Consider the following 17,078-nt stretch of genomic DNA (forward strand, 5'->3'; position numbering starts at 1 on the left):
GAATGAACTCGTTAATCTAGTATGGCAATCAACGTTCTCTACAGTGAGTCAAAAAGATGCAGAATAAGCTATTAACCGCTAAGGCAACTCTCCCGACCTACGACCGCAGCAAACTGGTGTCCCGTATCGTACACCTTGGCTTTGGTGCGTTCCATCGCGCTCATCAGGCTGTCTATGCCGATATCCTTGCCGCAGAACACGGCAGCGATTGGGGTTATACCGAAGTTAACCTGATTGGCGGTGAGCAGCAGATTGCCGACCTGAATCATCAGGACAATTTATACACCGTGGCAGAAATGTCGGCTGATGCCTGGACTGCTCGCGTAGTCGGTGTCGTCAAAGACGCGCTGCACGCCCAGGTTGATGGCCTGGAAACCGTGCTGGCAAAAATGTGCGAGCCTCAGGTTGCCATCGTCTCCCTGACCATTACCGAAAAAGGCTATTGCCACTCACCGGCAACCGGCCAACTGATGCTCGATCATCCATTTATTGTGGCTGACTTGCAGAACCCGCACCAGCCGAAATCCGCACCGGGCGTGGTAGTTGAAGCGCTGGCGCGTCGTAAAGCGGCGGGTCTACCGGCATTCAGCGTGATGTCCTGCGATAACATGCCGGAAAACGGCCACGTGATGCGTAACGTGGTATGTGCCTACGCGCGCGCTGTTGATGCAGATCTTGCGGACTGGATTGAATCCCACGTGACGTTCCCGTCAACAATGGTTGACCGTATTGTGCCTGCCGTGACGGCAGAAACGCTGGATAAAATCGAACAACTGACCGGCGTTCGCGATCCGGCGGGTGTCGCCTGCGAACCGTTCCGTCAGTGGGTTATCGAAGATAACTTTGTCGCGGGTCGTCCGGCGTGGGAAAAAGCGGGAGCGGAGCTGGTCAATGACGTTATCCCCTTTGAAGAGATGAAGCTGCGTATGCTGAACGGCAGCCACTCTTTCCTCGCGTATCTGGGCTATCTGGCAGGTTACCAGCATATCAACGACTGCATGGGTGATGAGAACTACCGCCGCGCGGCGCATGATTTAATGTTAAAAGAGCAGGCGCCAACGCTGAAAGTGCAGAATGTCGATCTGGCGCGCTACGCCGATCTGTTGATTGCGCGTTATACCAACCCGGCGCTGCGTCACCGCACCTGGCAGATCGCGATGGATGGGAGCCAGAAGTTACCACAGCGTATGCTCGATTCCGTACGCTGGCATCTGGCAGACAATAGCAGTTTTACCCTGTTAGCCTTAGGCGTCGCTGGCTGGATGCGCTACGTGGGCGGCGTGGATGAGCAGGGGAACGCGATTGAAGTCTGCGACCCACTGCTGCCGGTGATTCAGGCGGCCGTTGCACAAAGCAAAGAAGGCGAATCCCGCGTGAAAGCGTTGCTGGCCATCGAAGCGATCTTTGGTAACGATCTGCCGCTGAACGGCAAATTTGTCGACCAGGTGACTAACGCTTATCTGTCGCTTGTGAGCAAAGGTGCGAAAGCTACCGTTGCGGAATATACCGCCTGATAGAAAGACGGCGTTCTAGCCTACGGGTTTCTCATTCTGGAACATGTACCGCAGAACGGTTAATGGCCTGAATTGATCCCTATCAAGCATTGTGAATGAACCCGCTTCGGCGGGTTTTTTATGCTTGTTGATCGGCTTCTTCGGTGGCACATTGCCACCACACAAAAGGAGTGGTTATGGCCGACATCAGAAAATTCACCTCACGTATTCCATCAGAGCTTTATGTTTTTCTTGAGAAAATGGCAAAAGATGAAAGTCAGTCGATCAATGGAATGATTATTAAATTGTTGAAAGACGAAAAAAACAGCCGGGAATCGGCAAAAAAATAGGATTGGCGGAGCTGCCAACATCTGAATCATTCAGGCCCGGAATGGCGCTGTTTGAACCCCGGTTGACGTCCCGTTAGCGTTACGGGGAGGTGAGGAATTTACCTTGTTATCACACGGGGAAATTTCCCCTGAATGGTGCTGGACGGTTGGGGATGCAGGATATATCCCGTAAAAATTGACGGCCATCAATTAGATCTCATTCATTCATCGTAGTGATGATTTTTCAATTGTCATACATTTAATGTGGTGGCACATTGCCACCACACCAGCCAAGCAGGCAGGTCTGCGTCGGAGCGCTTACTCCGCTCTGGAACCATCATGAAACTGCCTGTCTCTTTCAATCTCTTTGTATTGCTGTCTGCCTCGTTACTTGCTGGTTGTGCCGCTACTCCTCCCACACCGGCCATTCAGTTGACCGATACCGCGTTATGTACTGAACTTGGTCACGCACAGGCCGTGGGGGATTCAGCCCGCGTCGCGGAGGTGATTGGGGAGGGCAAAAGCCGCGAAGCGCACAACGCCTTAACTCTAGATCAGGGAACATGCACCACGCTTGCGCAAACGGGGGCAAACGCCGCCCAGCAAGAGGCTATCCAGGCCCAACAGCAGCGCCAGGCATGGGCTTCAGCTAGCGCTCAGCTTCAGCAGTACGCAGCTCAACAGCAACAGCAAGAATATCAACAGCAGCAGTTGGCCAACCAGCAAATGCAGCAGGCGCAGCAGAATATGAATGCGTGGCAGCAAACGCAGGCGCTGAATCGCATTGCCAATGGGCTGAATGGCTATTAATTTATCAAACAGTCAGGTGCAATACGTTAATTAAGACGACGTTATGATCTTGAAGCATGAAATAACGGTAACTGAAATTAGCTGTGGCATGATTAAATCGTTATTCAGTTTATAAACCATTCGCCATGAATAATTTTATCTTTGGCGCTGTCTTATTGGCGGCGCTATTTGGAATTGTGCGGGCTTTTGAGCAAATTGCTTACGTATCAGGACTAAATAAATGAAGATTTTCCACGATAAATTTCATGCCAACCACTGTGCGCGTCTGGTTGTTGCTTATCTGATTGTGTTCTGGATGGTACGATTCTTTCATATTCCGGATGGCACCTGGCCTTTGATTACCTTAATTGTCCTGATGGGACCAAACAGTCGGACGGAGAATGTCGTCAAGAGGGCATGTCACCGGTTAGGCGGCACGTTGACCGGAGCCGCTTGCGGGATGCTAGCGCTATACCTTGAAGTTTGGTGTTTCCCCGCAGCCGTGGTTTGGGTGGCGCTGACTATTTTATTATGCGGTTATTTCACGCAGAGTAAGCGTCCGTATATGGCATTGCTCATAGGTGTAACGTTTTCCGTGGTGGTACAAACGCCGATTGCCGGCGACTATCATGTCGCATTGTGGCGCTGCCTGGATGTGATGATTGGTGCCGCTGTCGCGATGGCCTGTTGCATCCCATTCCAGTATCGCGAGAAGGCTGTGCAATGATTTATCGGTTTCAGCGTGTTTTAATGCGCAGATATTACATTTCTTGAAAATAACTCAAGAGACTTGAAATAATGGACGATTATTTTCATGTATGAGACATCATTGTGAACAATTAATACTATGTCCATGAAGACAATTATGGCATGGTTATAGCAGGAGATTAATGGACTATCTGGAATAAGGAGCTCGGGCTATGTACAAAAAAATTCTCATGCCTGTAGATGTGTTCGAAATGGATTTGAGCGATAAAGCGATTCGTCATGCGGTATATCTGGCAGGCGAAAGCGGTGAAATTACGCTACTCAATGTATTACCTAACAGCAACCGTTCAATTTTACGTGGTTTCGCCTCAGATATTAAAAAGTTTGAGGACTACATGCTGGCAGAATCCACCAAAAAGATGGTTAACCTACAGCGCTTATTTGATATGCCATCTGAGCGTCTGCATACCGAAGTCCGCTTTGGCAATATTCGCGATGAGATTTTGGCGATGAGTAAAACCGGTGAGTACGATGTCATTGTCATCGGGTCACGTCAGCGGGGAATGAGTACTCATTTGCTGGGGTCAAACGCAGAATCTATTCTGCGCTACGCGAATATCCCTACGATGGTTGTTCGCTAATAAAAAAGGCCTTCATTGTGAAGGCCTTTTTACTATTCTTCGCTAAACCAATCGCGATTTTCCTGACGAATAAGTAACACCGACTCGCTAATTTCTTGTAGATGCTGAGTCATGGCTTTATCTACGGCATCGACATCGCGTTTCTCCAGTGCGGCAAAGATTTCGTGATGCTGTTTCAGCAGCATTTCAGGAGAAGAGACGTGATCAAGGCTCATATAACGCACTCGGTCAATGGCGGCTTTAATATTCTCGATGGTATCCCAGGCCAGCTGGCAATCGGCAATACTGGAAAGCAGTTGATGGAATTCATCATCAAGCTGGAAAAAATCGTTAAGCTGCTGACGGTCAATAGCAATACGCTGCTGATGCAGATTCTGCTCAAGCTGATAGCTTTGCGCGTCGGTTATCATGGTTGCTGCGCGACGTGCCACGGCGCACTCGATGGCCTGGCGGACAAAGCAGCCGTTACGCACTTGTGAAAGCGAAATTTTATTAACGTAGCTACCGCGCTGCGGGCGAATTTGAATAAGACCGTTCTCGGCAAGCTTAATAAATGCTTCGCGTACCGGCTGACGGGAAACGTCAAACCGCAGAGAGACCTCTTTTTCAGACAGCGGGGTACCTGGTGCAATAAGACAATGCACAATATCACGACGCAGAATGCGATAGATCTGTTGGTTGACGGGCTGTGTAGGGTTCAGTTGGGTTTCGGCGGCCATTGAATCGTTCTTATCAGCTGATTAAGCTGCTATTTTACGCTTTTTTTACCCTCTAGCCCAGACCCGACCGACGGTCGGGCCGGGATTTAATGCTAACTTTGGCGATGAACGCTCAGGCCAGCGTATGTTTGGCTAACCGGCATCATTTCAACGGTATTGATGTTAACGTGTTTTGGCAGCGTCGCAACCCACCAAACCGCTTCGGTGACATCTTCCGGGGTCAGCGCATTGGCGTTTTGATAAGCTTTATCGGCTTTCGCGTCGTCACCTTTAAAGCGGACGTTTGAAAACTCGGTGCCGCCTACCAGGCCTGGCTCAACGTCGGTCACGCGAACGGCTGTGCCGTGCAGATCGGTGCGCAGGTTCAGGCTGAACTGACGAACAAAGGCTTTGGTTGCGCCGTAAACGTTGCCGCCGGCATAAGGCCAGCTGCCAGCAGTGGAGCCGATATTGATAATATGTCCGCGATTACGTTCGACCATGCCCGGCAGAACCGCGCGAGTCATATACACCAGGCCTTTGTTGTTGGTATCAATCATATCTTCCCAATCTTCGACGCTGGCTTTATGCGCCGGTTCCAAACCCAGCGCCAGACCGGCGTTGTTGACCAGAATGTCGATTTCGCGCCATTCGGCAGGAAGATTGGCAATGGTTTCTTCGATGGCGGCGCGATTGCGCACGTCCAGCTGTACGGTCAGTACGCTGTCGCCCAACTCATCTTTCAGTGTTTTTAAACGTTCGTTGCGACGGCCAGTGGCAATCACTTTATGCCCGTTGGCAATAAAACGGCGTGTGATGCATTCGCCAAAACCCGCCGTTGCCCCGGTTACCAGTACGATCATCTCTCTGTTCCTTCAACGCGTTAATGTGTCCTCACGATAGCACGCTATCTTTATCTGGGGGAAGATACCGCAATAGCCCGAGAAATCATTGCGGTCTATCAACGGCTTGCTACTCTATGGCAAAGTCTTAATCAGGAGCACACGATGTCGGTCATGAATCCATTTTTTTCCAGCAGCACGCTGCCTTACCAGGCACCGCCGTTTAACGAAATCAACGACAGCCACTATCGTCCCGCTTTTGACGAAGGTCTGAAGCGCAAACGTCAGGAGATTACTGAGATTGCGGAAAACCCGGCGCCTGCGAGTTTTGATAATACCTTTGTGGCGCTGGAAAAAAGCGGTGAAATGCTCTCCAGAGTCACCTCGGTTTTCTTTGCTATGTCGGCCTCCCACAGCAACGATGAAATTCAACGCCTGGACGAGCAGTTTTCGGCGGAATTGGCTGGGTTAGCCAACGATATTTACCTTAATGATGCGCTGTTTAAGCGTATTCAAAATATATGGCAACAGCGCCACCAATTAGCACTGGATGCAGAGTCACTGCGTCTGGTTGAGGTCATTTATCAGCGCTTTATTTTGGCGGGTGCCATGCTTGAAGAGACACAGAAAGCGGAGCTCAAAGCCTTAAATACCGAAGCCGCCACCCTAAGCAGCCAATTTCATCAGCGTTTGCTCGCTGCGGCAAAAGCGGGTGGATTAGTGGTCGAAAGCGCGGCAGAGCTGGACGGTTTTAGCGACGATGAAATTGCAGCTGCCGCAGCTGCTGCATCCGATCGCGGTTTTGCCGAACGCTGGCTGATCCCTTTGGTTAACACCACGCAGCAGCCGGCACTGGCGTCGCTTCGTCAACGTCAAACGCGTGAAAAACTGTTCAAGGCTGGCTGGCAGCGTAATCAGCAGGGGGACGATAACGATACCCGCGAACGATTACTGCGGCTGGTGGCTATTCGGGCGAAGCAGGCGGAGTTGATGGGCTACGATGATTACGCCAGCTGGAGCATGGCCGATCAGATGGCCAAAACGCCAACCGCCGCCTTTAACTTTATGCGTGAAATCACCCCGGCAGCGCGAGCGCGTGCTGAAAGCGAGCTGGCGGATATTCAGGCTCTTATCGACGATAGTGGCGAACATTTTAACGCCGAGGCCTGGGACTGGTTGTTCTATTCAGAACAGGTACGCCGTGAGAAATATGCGATTGATGAAGCGCAAATTAAACCGTGGTTTGCTCTCGACAGCGTGCTGGAGAAAGGTGTGTTCTGGTCGGCGAGCCAGCTGTTCGGTATCCGTTTTGTCGAACGCTTTGATCTCCCTGTCTACCATCCTGATGTGCGTGTCTGGGAGATTTTCGACGCCGACGGTGAGGGGATGGCGCTGTTTTACGGTGATTTCTTCGCGCGTGACAGTAAAAGCGGCGGGGCGTGGATGGATAACTTTGTGCCGCAGTCTACGCTTTTCGGCACGCGTCCGGTCATCTACAACGTGTGCAACTACCCAAAACCCGTAGCAGGTAAAAGTGCGCTGATTTCCTGGGACGACGTTATCACATTATTCCATGAGTTCGGACACGCGTTGCATGGGCTGTTCGCTAACCAGCGCTACGTCACGCTCTCCGGCACCAACACGCCGCGCGATTTCGTTGAGTTCCCTTCGCAGATTAACGAACACTGGGCTAGCCATCCTGAGGTATTCGCCCACTATGCGCGCCATCATGAAACCGGTGAACCGATGCCGGAATCGCTGCGCGACAGTTTGTTCCGGGCGGCAAACTTCAACAAAGGTTATGACATGACCGAGTTGCTGAGTGCGGCTCTGCTGGATATGAACTGGCACAGCGTGGAGACCTCGGCTTTACCGCATCACGTTGATGAATTTGAAACACAAATATTGCGCCAGGAAAATATCGATCTCGCCGCTGTTCCGCCACGCTATCGCAGCAGCTATTTCTCACATATTTTTGGCGGTGGGTATGCGGCAGGGTATTACGCCTATTTGTGGACACAAATGCTCGCCGATGATGGTTACCAGTGGTTTGTGGAACACGGTGGCTTAAATCGTGAAAATGGTCAGCGCTTCCGTGACGCTATTTTATCCCGGGGTAATAGCAGCTGCCTGGAACAACTCTACCGGGACTGGCGCGGCCACGATCCGTTAATTGCTCCGATGTTAAAAAATCGCGGATTGAGCGATTAAGATTATCTCTGGATAAAACGCCCGGTGGTCCACATTGACGCCGGGAAAATAGAAAAAAAACCCGCACACAGGGCTGGCGGGTTAAGTCGAACAATAAATAGAGCATTCATGCTGTCTTCCCTGGAGTGAAGACAACCGCGTCAGTTTTACGTAACGGTAACAGTTACGCAACCTGACATTTTCGGTAGGGTACGAAGGGAGAAAGGTAATTGGTGCGCTGGCTCACGCACTCTTTACAAATGCGTGCAGTTGTTGAAGAAACTCGGCATTAGCCTTGTTACTATTGAGGGGTAACTTGTTGAGTTAATGGATTTAATATCGACATTCTGCCCGGAGGCTATAATGAAAAAATCCCAGCGTAAAGCACGTCGCGAATCTCTCTGGTCTACCCGTCCTGAGCATCAGGACTTACAGGAGTCGCGTTCCGGCAGATTGTGGGCAGGGCGCAAAGCGAGCTGCCAGAGTAAAAAAGCGTGGAAGAATTCTGATTTAATGAATCCGCTCGCCGTTTAGCGTTAGTTGAATATTGTGATGATAGGATTCTTATCAGAAACGGTTATCTATTCCAGGAGGGAGGATAGCTGTAGAAAGAAAATCTATCCATGCAAGCATTTATACCGCCAGCTTTACTGGCGGTTTTTTTTGCCCGTTAATCATTCCACTTTCCGCTTAAATAGGCTGTCAGAAAACCGGAAAAAAGAATGAGACCCATCGCAATAACAAAAACTTGCATATTATCCGGCATGATGACCTCCGCTTTAACGATCGACGACACTCATCCTCTAGCGTACTCATTTAAACGTAGACTAACGGCGTTATTTGTTAAATTAATTATTTGTTGCAGTAAACTTTTTACGGTAGGCCAGCGGGCTTATTGCTAAATGTTGCTGAAAACGCAGCCGCAAGTTTTTCGCATTGCCAAAGCCGGTTAATTCGGCGATCTTTTCCATACTGTCTCGACGTGTGGCCAGGTAATGTTGTGCTAATTGAAGACGCTCATCGAGCAGCCAGCGGGCAGGGGTTTTGCCGGTAGCGTCCTGGAAACGCCGCAGGAAGGTGCGTTCACTCATTCCTACCCGCTCGGCAAGCGATCGCACGCTATGGCTCCCGGCCAGATTCTGATAGAGAAAATCATATAACATCCCCAGCCTTTGACTTTCGCGGGAGCGTGCTACCGGCTGTTCAATATGCTGTTTCTGCGCGCCGTCGCGATGCGGCTGGATAACTAATCGACGTGCCACCTGGTTGGCGATCTCAAGCCCGTAGTCCAGACGCACCACGTGCAGACATAAATCAATTCCCGCCGCACTGCCGGCTGAGGTAAACACCGACTCCTCCGCAATATAGAGCACATCCTCGACCACGCGGATATCAGGAAAACGCTGCTGCAAATCTTCGGTATAGCGCCAGTGGGTGGTGGCCCTTTTTCCAGTCAGCAGACCCGCTGCCGCGAGCACAAACACGCCGGAACAGATGGATAATACCCGGCAGCCGCGTTGATTCGCACTGACCAATGCCTGACAAAGCGCCTCCGGTACCAGGCTATTGCCTCCGCGCCAGCCGGGAACAACAATCGTATCCGCCTGCTCAAGGAGGCTGAGATCGCCATCAGCCATGACCCTCACGCCGCCCGTGGCGCGTAGTTCACCTTCATCAATCGCAGCCACGGCAAAGCGATACCAGTTCTCACCCATTTCCGGTCGAGGTAGGCCAAAAATCTCCACCGCCACACCAAATTCAAAGGTACAAAGGCCGTCATAGGCGAGCACTACAATCAGTGGGGCTAACTTTGTCATTTTATGGCTGTTTTCTGTCATTTCTGCGGGCAGTCCTCATGCAAGCGGCCTGTATATACTCAAGCGGTTGTTGCCATAGAGGTAACATATAACAGGAGAATAAACGATGAGTTATGTAACTGAATACCCTGCAGCGCCTTCGCCTCTGGCCACCGTCCACTTTCGTCAGCGACTGGCGCTGGAGACCGATTGCGCCGATGTTTACGCCTCAATGCAGCAGCATGATGCCGATTTTGTACTGCTGCATGTTGTCGGCAGCCCGGAAGCTTTTGCTCGTCGCCATATTCCCGGAGCTATTCATCTTCGTCACGCGGAGATCACCGGCGAGAAAATGCAGGAATGGCCAGAGGACACGCTGTTTGTCGTCTATTGCGCAGGACCACATTGCAACGGTGCCGACCGCGCCGCGCTGAAGCTTGCCGAGCTGGGCCGTCCGGTAAAATTAATGCTGGGTGGGATTACCGGCTGGGAAGACGAAGGTTTTGCATTTAGCAGTGGAACATGAATTTTCTTCACGTGTGATGAAATTTTCTCGTTTGCCAGCGCCGGTGATGGATGACAGTATTTGGACATATAGCCGTCCAGAAGGCTAAATAATTCAAATAATACATTATCACTCAGGGCAACCAGTTTGTCCGAGTGAATAAGGAGAATCGCATGCCACATCAACACGCACCTTATCGCGCCGACATCGTTGGCAGTTTCTTACGCCCGCTGGCCATTAAGCAGGCACGCCAGCAGTTCGCTGACGGTGAAATCGACGCGCAGCAGCTTCGCGCCGTTGAGGATGCGGAAATCCGCCGTGTGGTGCAGCATCAGTGTGACTGTGGCCTGCATGTGGTGACCGACGGTGAGTTCCGCCGTGCCTGGTGGCATTTTGATTTCTTTGACGGCCTGCAGGGCGTTGAACGCTATGACTCCGATAAAGGTATCCAGTTTAACGGCGTGCAAACCCGTGCCCATGGTATCCGCGTGACGGGAAAACTGGGTTTTGGTGAGCATCCAATGCTGGAAGATTTCCGCTTTCTGAAAAGCATCAGCGGCGAGGCAACGCCGAAAATGACCATTCCAAGCCCAAGCGTGCTGCACTTCCGCGGTGGGCGTAAAGATATTGATGCCACGGTATACCCAGATTTAGCAGACTACTTTAATGACCTGGCTGATACCTGGCGTGATGCGATCCGTGCCTTCTATGACGCAGGTTGCCGCTATTTGCAGCTTGATGACACTGTCTGGGCCTATCTGTGTTCCGATGAGCAGCGCCGTCAGGTTCGTGAGCGCGGCGACGATCCGGACCAGTTAGCGGCTATCTATGCCGATGTACTGAACCGCGCGCTGGAAGGTAAACCTGACGATCTGATTATCGGTCTGCACGTTTGTCGCGGTAACTTCCGTTCAACGTGGATTTCTGAAGGCGGCTATGAGCCGGTGGCAGAAATTCTCTTCGGTCGCGTCAAAGTGGATGCGTTCTTCCTGGAATACGACAACGACCGTTCCGGTGATTTTGCGCCGCTGCGTTTTGTCCCTAAAGGTGAACAGAAAGTCGTGCTGGGTCTTATCACCACCAAAAACGGCGAGCTGGAAAATCCGGAAGGGGTTAAAGCGCGCGTGGCAGAGGCGGCAAAACATGTCGCGCTGGGCCAAATCTGCCTTAGCCCGCAGTGTGGTTTTGCTTCCACGGAAGAAGGTAATAGCCTGTCCGAACAACAGCAATGGGATAAAGTGCGTTTGGTAACGGGAATTGCCGCCCAGGTTTGGGCGTAAGATTTCAGCGGATAAGTATGACGCCACCCGATGGTCGGAAACGATTGTCGGGTGGCGTTTTGCTGTGTGTGAACTTAGATAGCGTTCAATTCCGGACGCCAGGTACTGGCTTTGATGCCGCGGAAGATCAGTGCCCAAGCCAGCACGATGGCAATCATCATGATAGGGAACAGCGTTAACGGCGGGAAATGCGTGAGGATCTGCCCGGTCAACAGTGGGTTAAATGCCGCCCCCAACCAACCCAACGCCTGGGCGGAGAAGTAGCTGGCTTTCATGCCCGGTGGCGCGATGTTATCGATCAACATGTATTCACCCGGAGCATAAATTATCTCGCCAAGAGTGAAGACGGCGGCCGCGAGCCCCCAGTACACCAGATTGTTGCCTGACAGCATAAAGCCTGCCAGCCCCAGTACGTAGCAGATGGTTCCGAAGGTCATTAGCGGGCGCAGGTTATTGGCCGTTAATTTGCGCCCAATGGCGTACTGCAGCGTGACGACTACCGCAGCGTTGACCGGCAGGATCACCGCCACCACTTTTTCGGCAAAGGTACTGTCACCGATGGTCAGTACGTACTGAGACAAACAGGAGGCAAACGATCCGCCGACGAAAGAGGCCAGCAGTCCGGAAAGGGTAAACCACAGCAGCGCCCGGTCATGCAGCAGCACTGATGGTGACCAGGCGACGGGTTTCTCCGTCATCTCACCGGGGGTTAGACGTTCAACGTAGCGCTGAATAAACAGCAGCGGGAAGGCGGCACAAATCGCGGCCAGCCAGAACGGCAAATTAATGCTGTGCATCACCAGCAACGTGCCAATCGGCGGGCCAATGGTCCAGCCAATATTCAAAAATGAGTAGTTCAGTGAGAACACCCGTGCCTTGGTGCTGGCGGCCAGTGTATCGGAAAAATAGGCTTTCAGGACGGTTGAAAAGACCGAATAGGAACAGTTAATCAGGGCGAAGAAGAACACCACCAGCGGAATGCTATTCACCAGTGGAATGGCAACAAATCCGGCGATGAAAAAGGCCACGGCAATCAACATGTAGCGCTTTTTATCAAACTTGTCGGCCAGGATGCCGAAGCCAAGGCTGAAGACCACGCCGACTACCAGCGCGATAGACATGGCATAGCCGATGGTATCTACCTTCATGGCGTATTGCCGGGTGAGGTAGATGGTCATAAAGGGGAGTGTGGCACCGCGCCCGATAGTTAACAGCAATGACGATGCCAACAGCGCAATCGTGGATCGTCTGGTCGTTGGTTTCATTTTCTTGCCCAAATGGTGTTGTTGTCTTGGTTTTGTTATCCCTTTCACAAATATCACGCCATAAGAAGCTTGTATAGCGGTGCAGGTGTCGGTGAGTGCGATTTCATCCCGCCAATAATAATGATCTATTCCTGGGACGAAATTTTCGTTACTTTGATTGTGTTTACATAAATTTAATAAACGTTGAGGCGAGTATGACGCGTAAAGATGGGCTACTGGCGCTGCTGGTAGTGGTGGTATGGGGGCTAAACTTTGTGGTTATCAAAGTGGGGCTACATGGGATGCCGCCGCTGCTGCTGGCCGGTTTACGCTTTTTGTTTGTTGCGTTTCCGGCGCTGTTCTTCGTTCCTCGCCCGCGCGTACCGCTCCCGTTATTGCTGGGCTATGCGTTGACCATCAGTTTCGGTCAGTTTGCCTTCCTGTTCTGCGCGATTAACTTCGGTATGCCTGCAGGGTTGGCGTCGCTCGTTTTGCAGGCGCAGGCCTTCTTTACCATTATTCTCGGTGCATTTGTCTTTGGCGAGCGGCTCCAGCGCAAACAGCTGGTAGGGATTTCGCTGGCAGTATTTGGCGTACTGGTGTTGATTGAAACGAGCATGAACGGGCAAAACGTGAAACTGCTGGGCTTTATGCTGACGTTGGGAGCGGCGCTGTGCTGGGCATGTGGGAATATCTTTAACAAAAAAATCATGCTGCATCCCTCTAAAACAGGCGTGATGTCGCTGGTGGTATGGAGCGCATTGATTCCGATTGTTCCATTTATGCTCAGCTCGTGGATATTTGAAGGGCCGCAGGTCATGGCACAGAGCTTAATTCATATCGATATGACCACCGTGCTGTCGTTGGCCTACCTTTCATTTATGGCGAGCATCATCGGTTATGGTATTTGGGGTTCTCTGCTGGGGCGTTACGAGACCTGGCGGGTGGCGCCTTTATCGCTATTGGTTCCGGTGGTTGGGCTGGCGAGTGCCGCGCTGTTACTGGGTGAAACGCTCTCATTGATGCAGCTTGCCGGTGCGGTGCTGATTATGGCGGGGCTGTTGATTAACGTTTTTGGTTTCCGTTTACCGGGAAGGCGTCGGGCGGTAAAAGGGTAAAAAAAGCCCCGCGATGGCGGGGCAATTGCATTTAGCGATTAATATCGTTGTTGTAATACGGCACGCCCAGCTCATCCGATTTGTCGCTACCGGCGGCCATGTGATTAAAATCAAATGGTGACTGGTTGCTGGCAGAGGGCATCAGCATGGTGTGGTGGGCGTTATTTTGTGCCGGGAGTTGTTGCTCCGCAAAGCTTGGGCTTGCAGCCACCGCCAGCAGGGCGAAGGCAACGGAAGCGAACAGTTTCATTATTTCCTCGATACGTCTTTTGGCAGGCGATTAACAAACACAGTGATCAATGGGGTGGAGGTAGCGAGACTCTCCGTGCATATTGGTGACGCGATACTTGTGTGGTGGCACATCGAAATAGTTTTTAAACGTTCGCGTCAGCGTCTGCTGCGATTCAAAACCGTAACGCTCCGCCAGATAGAGGATCGGCTCGTTACTTTCTTTTAATTTCTGGGCAATTTCCGTCAGTTTACGGGTGCGGATGTATTGACCTAATGAGTGACCGGTCTCTTTTTTGAACATCCGCTGCAGGTGCCACTTGGAGTAACCAGAACGCTCGGACACTTTTTCAAGCGACAGCGGGGATTCCAGGTTATCTTCGATCCAGCCCAAAATGCTATGAATAGTAATAGCGTCGGTGTTGCGTCTGGACATCGTCTTACCTCTTCTTCTGTTTACGGCAATATTTTTTTAAGTAGAAGCTCAAGCGTTGCCACTTCATTTGCCGTTAAGTTTTTTGTTAATTCCTGGTGCAGGTTTTGCCCAACGAGCTGATGACATTGCTCACAGATTGCCGCGCCTTCTGGCGTTAGCTGAATCAATACCCCTCGCTTATCGTTTGGATTGGGTAACCGAGCTATCCAGCCCCGACACAACAAACGGTCCAGCATGCGGGTGAGTGCACCCAAGTCCACTGAGAGGGTCTTCTTCAATTCCACAGGGGTGATACTGCCCTGACAGCGAATGGAGCACAGAACCCTGAACTGCGAGGCGGTAATGTCTTCTGGCGATAAATGCTCGTTGAGTAAGCGATCTTTTTTCTGGTTAACCATGTGAATCAAATGCCCAAGTGGAATCATTTCATTGAAGAGATTGCTTGTGCTGTTCACTTTGGTTGCCCTGGCAAGTACTTTAGTTGCGGAGGATATTATTTCCCATGCAACCATAAGTCAACTGAATGGATGGCGGGATGCCACGAATTGCTAAAACGGTTCAAATAACGATAAATAGGATATCCTGTACTTAGCTAAGCGAGAGCGAAAGCTGCTGTGCTGAACGGCTAACGCCCGGCGTTCAGCGCGTTTTTTTCCGTAAAACAGACAGGATTTTGGATATCTATGAAGGAACTCTTTCAGGCAATTGGCCTTGGGCTGGTAGTGCTGCTGCCGCTGGCGAACCCATTAACCACCGTCGCGCTGTTCCTCGGACTTTCGGGAAACATGAATAATGCGGAGCGTAACCGCCAGTCTTTGATGGCCTCCGTCTACGTGTTCGCTATCATGATGGTGGCCTATTACGCGGGTCAGGTGGTGATGAATACATTCGGTATATCAATACCTGGCCTGCGTATTGCCGGGGGATTGATTGTTGCCTTTATCGGTTTCCGGATGTTGTTCCCGCAGCAAAAAGCGCATGAATCGCTGGAAGCGCAGAGTAAATCGGAAGAGTTAAAAGAAGAGCCGACTGCTAATATCGCCTTCGTCCCGCTGGCGATGCCGAGCACCGCCGGGCCGGGGACCATTGCGATGATCATCAGCTCAGCGTCTACAGTCAAACACGGCGTTAATTTCCCTGAGTGGGTGGTGCTGGTGGCTCCGCCTATGATCTTCGCGCTGGTTGGGGTGATCCTGTGGGGATGTTTACGCAGCTCCGGTGCCATCATGCGTTTGGTGGGTAAAGGGGGGATTGAAGCGATTTCCCGACTGATGGGCTTCCTGCTGGTGTGTATGGGCGTGCAGTTTATTATTAACGGTGTGCTGGAGATTATCTCTACCTATCACGCGTGATTCACATCGAGGCCGCATCGTGTGATGCGGCCTCGATAGTATCAGTGTTGATGCGCCTGTTCTTCTAATGACGTCGCCGGCCAGCGGCGGAAAATTACGACCGACCAGATAAAAGCAGCCAGTGCCGGCACCGCGCCGACATAGCCAATGGCTGACATTGAGAAATGGGTGCTTATTTGGCTACCAAGCAGCGCACCCGCACCAATTCCGATATTAAAAATCCCCGAGAACAGTGACATCGCCACATCGGTCGCATCCGGAGCCAGCGCCAGTACTTTGACCTGCATTCCCAGGCCAATCACCATAATCGCGATACCCCAGAAGACGCTGAGTACCGCAAGATGGCTGGCGTCCTGGGATGCGGGCATCAACAGCAGTAAACATGCCAGCAGCAAACCAATGGCGCTGCTGACCAGCCCGGAAGCATGTTTGTTGCCCAGTTTACCAAACAGCACACTACCGATAATCCCCGCACCGCCCAGGACCAACAGCAGAATGGTGGCGAAATTGCCGCTCAGTCCGGCGACGGTTTGTACGAAGGGCTCAATATAGCTGTAGGCAGTGTAATGTGCGGTCACTACCACTACGGTCAGCAGATAGATACTGACCAGCGCCGGACGGCGGAACAGTACCGGCAGGCTTTTCAGCGATCCGGAGTGTTCGCTTGGCAGCAGCGGCAGCAGCTTCACCAGCGCCAGCAGGGTAATGAGTGCACCCACGCCAATGGCGAAGAATGTGGTGCGCCAGCCGAAGTATTGGCCAACGATACGGCCAATCGGAATGCCGAAAACCATCGCCAGAGCGGTACCGGTAGCGATAAGACTCAGCGCCTGGGCGCGTTTACCAGCAGGGGCCATACGAATGGCCAGTGAGGCGGTTATCGACCAGAACACCGCATGGGCAAAGGCAATCCCGATTCGGCTGGCCACCAGCACGGTAAAGTTCCACGCCAGGAAAGAGAGCACGTGGCTGGCAATAAATACAATAAACAGGCCGATCAGCAGCTTGCGGCGCTCCATTTGGCTGGTTAACAGCATAAATGGCAGCGACATGAGCGCGACGACCCAAGCGTAAATGGTCAACATGATACCGACTTCGGCGGTTTGCATACCAAAGCTACCGGCAATGTCGGAGAGCAGACCGACGGGGACAAATTCGGTGGTATTAAAGATAAAAGCAGCGATAGCCAGCGTGACCACCCGAAGCCACGCGATCCGACGAGAGACCGTGTTAGTTGTCATAGAAATGCACCGGGAGCGTTAGAGAAATGATGAGATGCTTGATCTTAAAGCGATTGTTGCGCGGAATACAAACATTTTGTGAGTTATATCTCATTTTTATATGGTTGTGACGTTGTCACAAATATTCCTGTTGAAGACGCTTGTCGATGTTAAATTTTCGTGTCAATTTGCTATAAAAAGAGAGAACA

Annotated in this window: 20 protein-coding genes; 11 read left to right on the top strand and 9 right to left on the bottom strand. The window is 51.6% G+C overall.

The genetic code is table 11. The annotated features are described in order from the left end of the window. The first annotated feature begins 56 nt into the window (after window positions 1-56). The 5 genes from KP80_RS05290 to KP80_RS05305 all read left to right on the top strand — a co-directional run bounded on the left by KP80_RS05290 (window position 57) and on the right by KP80_RS05305 (window position 3,960). Window positions 57-1,514: a mannitol dehydrogenase family protein gene (locus KP80_RS05290; RefSeq protein ID WP_052282546.1), complete on the top strand. Its 1,458-nt coding sequence runs from the start codon at window positions 57-59 to the stop codon at window positions 1,512-1,514. A 176-nt stretch (window positions 1,515-1,690) separates the two neighbouring features. After that, on the top strand, window positions 1,691-1,843 hold the full coding sequence (locus KP80_RS23020; protein ID WP_156315582.1) for a hypothetical protein: 153 nt from the start codon (window positions 1,691-1,693) through the stop codon (window positions 1,841-1,843). 318 nt (window positions 1,844-2,161) lie between these two features. Then, complete coding sequence (locus KP80_RS05295) at window positions 2,162-2,632, top strand: hypothetical protein (protein ID WP_052282547.1); 471 nt, start codon at window positions 2,162-2,164, stop codon at window positions 2,630-2,632. Window positions 2,633-2,852: 220 nt separating this feature from the next. Beyond that, window positions 2,853-3,338, top strand: coding sequence for an FUSC family protein (locus KP80_RS05300; RefSeq protein WP_052282548.1), 486 nt, complete (start codon window positions 2,853-2,855; stop codon window positions 3,336-3,338). A gap of 193 nt (window positions 3,339-3,531) precedes the next feature. Further along, the gene (locus KP80_RS05305; RefSeq protein ID WP_052282549.1) at window positions 3,532-3,960 is read left to right on the top strand and encodes a universal stress protein; all 429 of its coding nucleotides are present in this window, start codon (window positions 3,532-3,534) and stop codon (window positions 3,958-3,960) included. Between the two features lie 32 nt (window positions 3,961-3,992). Here the strand turns inward: KP80_RS05305 and KP80_RS05310 are convergent, their stop codons facing one another. Next, window positions 3,993-4,679: a GntR family transcriptional regulator gene (locus KP80_RS05310; RefSeq protein ID WP_052282550.1), complete on the bottom strand. Its 687-nt coding sequence runs from the start codon at window positions 4,677-4,679 to the stop codon at window positions 3,993-3,995. A gap of 92 nt (window positions 4,680-4,771) precedes the next feature. Next, the gene (gene ydfG, locus KP80_RS05315; RefSeq protein WP_052282551.1) at window positions 4,772-5,521 is read right to left on the bottom strand and encodes a bifunctional NADP-dependent 3-hydroxy acid dehydrogenase/3-hydroxypropionate dehydrogenase YdfG; all 750 of its coding nucleotides are present in this window, start codon (window positions 5,519-5,521) and stop codon (window positions 4,772-4,774) included. Window positions 5,522-5,665: 144 nt separating this feature from the next. Between ydfG and dcp the strand changes: the two genes are divergently transcribed. Continuing rightward, window positions 5,666-7,711, top strand: a complete 2,046-nt coding sequence (dcp, locus tag KP80_RS05320) for a peptidyl-dipeptidase Dcp (protein ID WP_052282552.1) — start codon at window positions 5,666-5,668, stop codon at window positions 7,709-7,711. Between the two features lie 342 nt (window positions 7,712-8,053). Next, window positions 8,054-8,224 carry a hypothetical protein gene (locus tag KP80_RS23025; RefSeq protein WP_156315584.1) on the top strand — a complete coding sequence of 57 codons (171 nt, stop codon included), beginning with the start codon at window positions 8,054-8,056 and terminating at the stop codon, window positions 8,222-8,224. Window positions 8,225-8,360: 136 nt separating this feature from the next. Here the strand turns inward: KP80_RS23025 and mgtS are convergent, their stop codons facing one another. After that, window positions 8,361-8,456 carry a protein MgtS gene (gene mgtS, locus KP80_RS23030; RefSeq protein WP_156315592.1) on the bottom strand — a complete coding sequence of 32 codons (96 nt, stop codon included), beginning with the start codon at window positions 8,454-8,456 and terminating at the stop codon, window positions 8,361-8,363. An 82-nt stretch (window positions 8,457-8,538) separates the two neighbouring features. Continuing rightward, on the bottom strand, window positions 8,539-9,528 hold the full coding sequence (gene ftrA / locus KP80_RS05325) for a transcriptional regulator FtrA (protein ID WP_052282553.1): 990 nt from the start codon (window positions 9,526-9,528) through the stop codon (window positions 8,539-8,541). Between the two features lie 85 nt (window positions 9,529-9,613). Here ftrA and KP80_RS05330 point away from each other — a divergent pair, with 85 nt between their 5' ends. Next, the gene (locus tag KP80_RS05330) at window positions 9,614-10,012 is read left to right on the top strand and encodes a rhodanese-like domain-containing protein (RefSeq protein ID WP_052282554.1); all 399 of its coding nucleotides are present in this window, start codon (window positions 9,614-9,616) and stop codon (window positions 10,010-10,012) included. 152 nt (window positions 10,013-10,164) lie between these two features. After that, window positions 10,165-11,271: a cobalamin-independent methionine synthase II family protein gene (locus KP80_RS05335; protein WP_052282555.1), complete on the top strand. Its 1,107-nt coding sequence runs from the start codon at window positions 10,165-10,167 to the stop codon at window positions 11,269-11,271. 74 nt (window positions 11,272-11,345) lie between these two features. Here the strand turns inward: KP80_RS05335 and ydeE are convergent, their stop codons facing one another. Then, window positions 11,346-12,536 carry an efflux MFS transporter YdeE gene (gene ydeE, locus KP80_RS05340; RefSeq protein ID WP_052282556.1) on the bottom strand — a complete coding sequence of 397 codons (1,191 nt, stop codon included), beginning with the start codon at window positions 12,534-12,536 and terminating at the stop codon, window positions 11,346-11,348. A 194-nt stretch (window positions 12,537-12,730) separates the two neighbouring features. Between ydeE and eamA the strand changes: the two genes are divergently transcribed. After that, the gene (eamA, locus tag KP80_RS05345; RefSeq protein WP_052282557.1) at window positions 12,731-13,633 is read left to right on the top strand and encodes an O-acetylserine/cysteine exporter; all 903 of its coding nucleotides are present in this window, start codon (window positions 12,731-12,733) and stop codon (window positions 13,631-13,633) included. 31 nt (window positions 13,634-13,664) lie between these two features. Here eamA and marB read toward each other — a convergent pair whose 3' ends face one another. From marB to marR, 3 genes are read right to left on the bottom strand one after another with little or no spacing between them, the layout of a single operon-like run. Continuing rightward, window positions 13,665-13,883 (bottom strand): multiple antibiotic resistance protein MarB, encoded by a 219-nt coding sequence (gene marB / locus KP80_RS05350; RefSeq protein WP_052282558.1) that lies wholly within the window; start codon window positions 13,881-13,883, stop codon window positions 13,665-13,667. Window positions 13,884-13,913: 30 nt separating this feature from the next. Further along, entirely contained in the window at window positions 13,914-14,297 is a 384-nt protein-coding gene (gene marA, locus KP80_RS05355; RefSeq protein ID WP_052282559.1) for an MDR efflux pump AcrAB transcriptional activator MarA, read from the bottom strand. 20 nt (window positions 14,298-14,317) lie between these two features. Further along, on the bottom strand, window positions 14,318-14,752 hold the full coding sequence (gene marR, locus KP80_RS05360; protein ID WP_052282595.1) for a multiple antibiotic resistance transcriptional regulator MarR: 435 nt from the start codon (window positions 14,750-14,752) through the stop codon (window positions 14,318-14,320). Between the two features lie 228 nt (window positions 14,753-14,980). Here marR and KP80_RS05365 point away from each other — a divergent pair, with 228 nt between their 5' ends. Beyond that, window positions 14,981-15,649 carry a MarC family NAAT transporter gene (locus KP80_RS05365; RefSeq protein WP_052282560.1) on the top strand — a complete coding sequence of 223 codons (669 nt, stop codon included), beginning with the start codon at window positions 14,981-14,983 and terminating at the stop codon, window positions 15,647-15,649. A 41-nt stretch (window positions 15,650-15,690) separates the two neighbouring features. On the opposite strand, the gene KP80_RS05370 is transcribed toward KP80_RS05365, so the two are convergent. Further along, window positions 15,691-16,890, bottom strand: coding sequence for a sugar transporter (locus KP80_RS05370; protein ID WP_052282561.1), 1,200 nt, complete (start codon window positions 16,888-16,890; stop codon window positions 15,691-15,693). Window positions 16,891-17,078: the final 188 nt, after the last annotated feature.

This window comes from Kluyvera genomosp. 1, assembly GCF_001266615.1.
In the GTDB taxonomy this organism is placed as follows: Bacteria; Pseudomonadota; Gammaproteobacteria; order Enterobacterales; family Enterobacteriaceae; genus Kluyvera; species Kluyvera cryocrescens_A.

Excerpts from the sequence above, each read along its gene's own strand:
- KP80_RS23025 (WP_156315584.1), top strand. The coding sequence starts at position 8,054 with ATGAAAAAATCCCAGCGTAAAGCACGTCGCGAATCTCTCTGGTCTACC.
- KP80_RS05305 (WP_052282549.1), top strand. The coding sequence starts at position 3,532 with ATGTACAAAAAAATTCTCATGCCTGTAGATGTGTTCGAAATGGATTTG.
- mgtS (WP_156315592.1), bottom strand. The coding sequence starts at position 8,456 with ATGCCGGATAATATGCAAGTTTTTGTTATTGCGATGGGTCTCATTCTT.
- KP80_RS05310 (WP_052282550.1), bottom strand. The coding sequence starts at position 4,679 with ATGGCCGCCGAAACCCAACTGAACCCTACACAGCCCGTCAACCAACAG.
- ydfG (WP_052282551.1), bottom strand. The coding sequence starts at position 5,521 with ATGATCGTACTGGTAACCGGGGCAACGGCGGGTTTTGGCGAATGCATC.
- eamA (WP_052282557.1), top strand. The coding sequence starts at position 12,731 with ATGACGCGTAAAGATGGGCTACTGGCGCTGCTGGTAGTGGTGGTATGG.
- KP80_RS05370 (WP_052282561.1), bottom strand. The coding sequence starts at position 16,890 with ATGACAACTAACACGGTCTCTCGTCGGATCGCGTGGCTTCGGGTGGTC.
- marA (WP_052282559.1), bottom strand. The coding sequence starts at position 14,297 with ATGTCCAGACGCAACACCGACGCTATTACTATTCATAGCATTTTGGGC.
- KP80_RS05295 (WP_052282547.1), top strand. The coding sequence starts at position 2,162 with ATGAAACTGCCTGTCTCTTTCAATCTCTTTGTATTGCTGTCTGCCTCG.
- KP80_RS05335 (WP_052282555.1), top strand. The coding sequence starts at position 10,165 with ATGCCACATCAACACGCACCTTATCGCGCCGACATCGTTGGCAGTTTC.
- KP80_RS05330 (WP_052282554.1), top strand. The coding sequence starts at position 9,614 with ATGAGTTATGTAACTGAATACCCTGCAGCGCCTTCGCCTCTGGCCACC.
- KP80_RS05300 (WP_052282548.1), top strand. The coding sequence starts at position 2,853 with ATGAAGATTTTCCACGATAAATTTCATGCCAACCACTGTGCGCGTCTG.
- marB (WP_052282558.1), bottom strand. The coding sequence starts at position 13,883 with ATGAAACTGTTCGCTTCCGTTGCCTTCGCCCTGCTGGCGGTGGCTGCA.
- dcp (WP_052282552.1), top strand. The coding sequence starts at position 5,666 with ATGTCGGTCATGAATCCATTTTTTTCCAGCAGCACGCTGCCTTACCAG.
- KP80_RS23020 (WP_156315582.1), top strand. The coding sequence starts at position 1,691 with ATGGCCGACATCAGAAAATTCACCTCACGTATTCCATCAGAGCTTTAT.
- KP80_RS05365 (WP_052282560.1), top strand. The coding sequence starts at position 14,981 with ATGAAGGAACTCTTTCAGGCAATTGGCCTTGGGCTGGTAGTGCTGCTG.
- ydeE (WP_052282556.1), bottom strand. The coding sequence starts at position 12,536 with ATGAAACCAACGACCAGACGATCCACGATTGCGCTGTTGGCATCGTCA.
- ftrA (WP_052282553.1), bottom strand. The coding sequence starts at position 9,528 with ATGACAGAAAACAGCCATAAAATGACAAAGTTAGCCCCACTGATTGTA.
- KP80_RS05290 (WP_052282546.1), top strand. The coding sequence starts at position 57 with ATGCAGAATAAGCTATTAACCGCTAAGGCAACTCTCCCGACCTACGAC.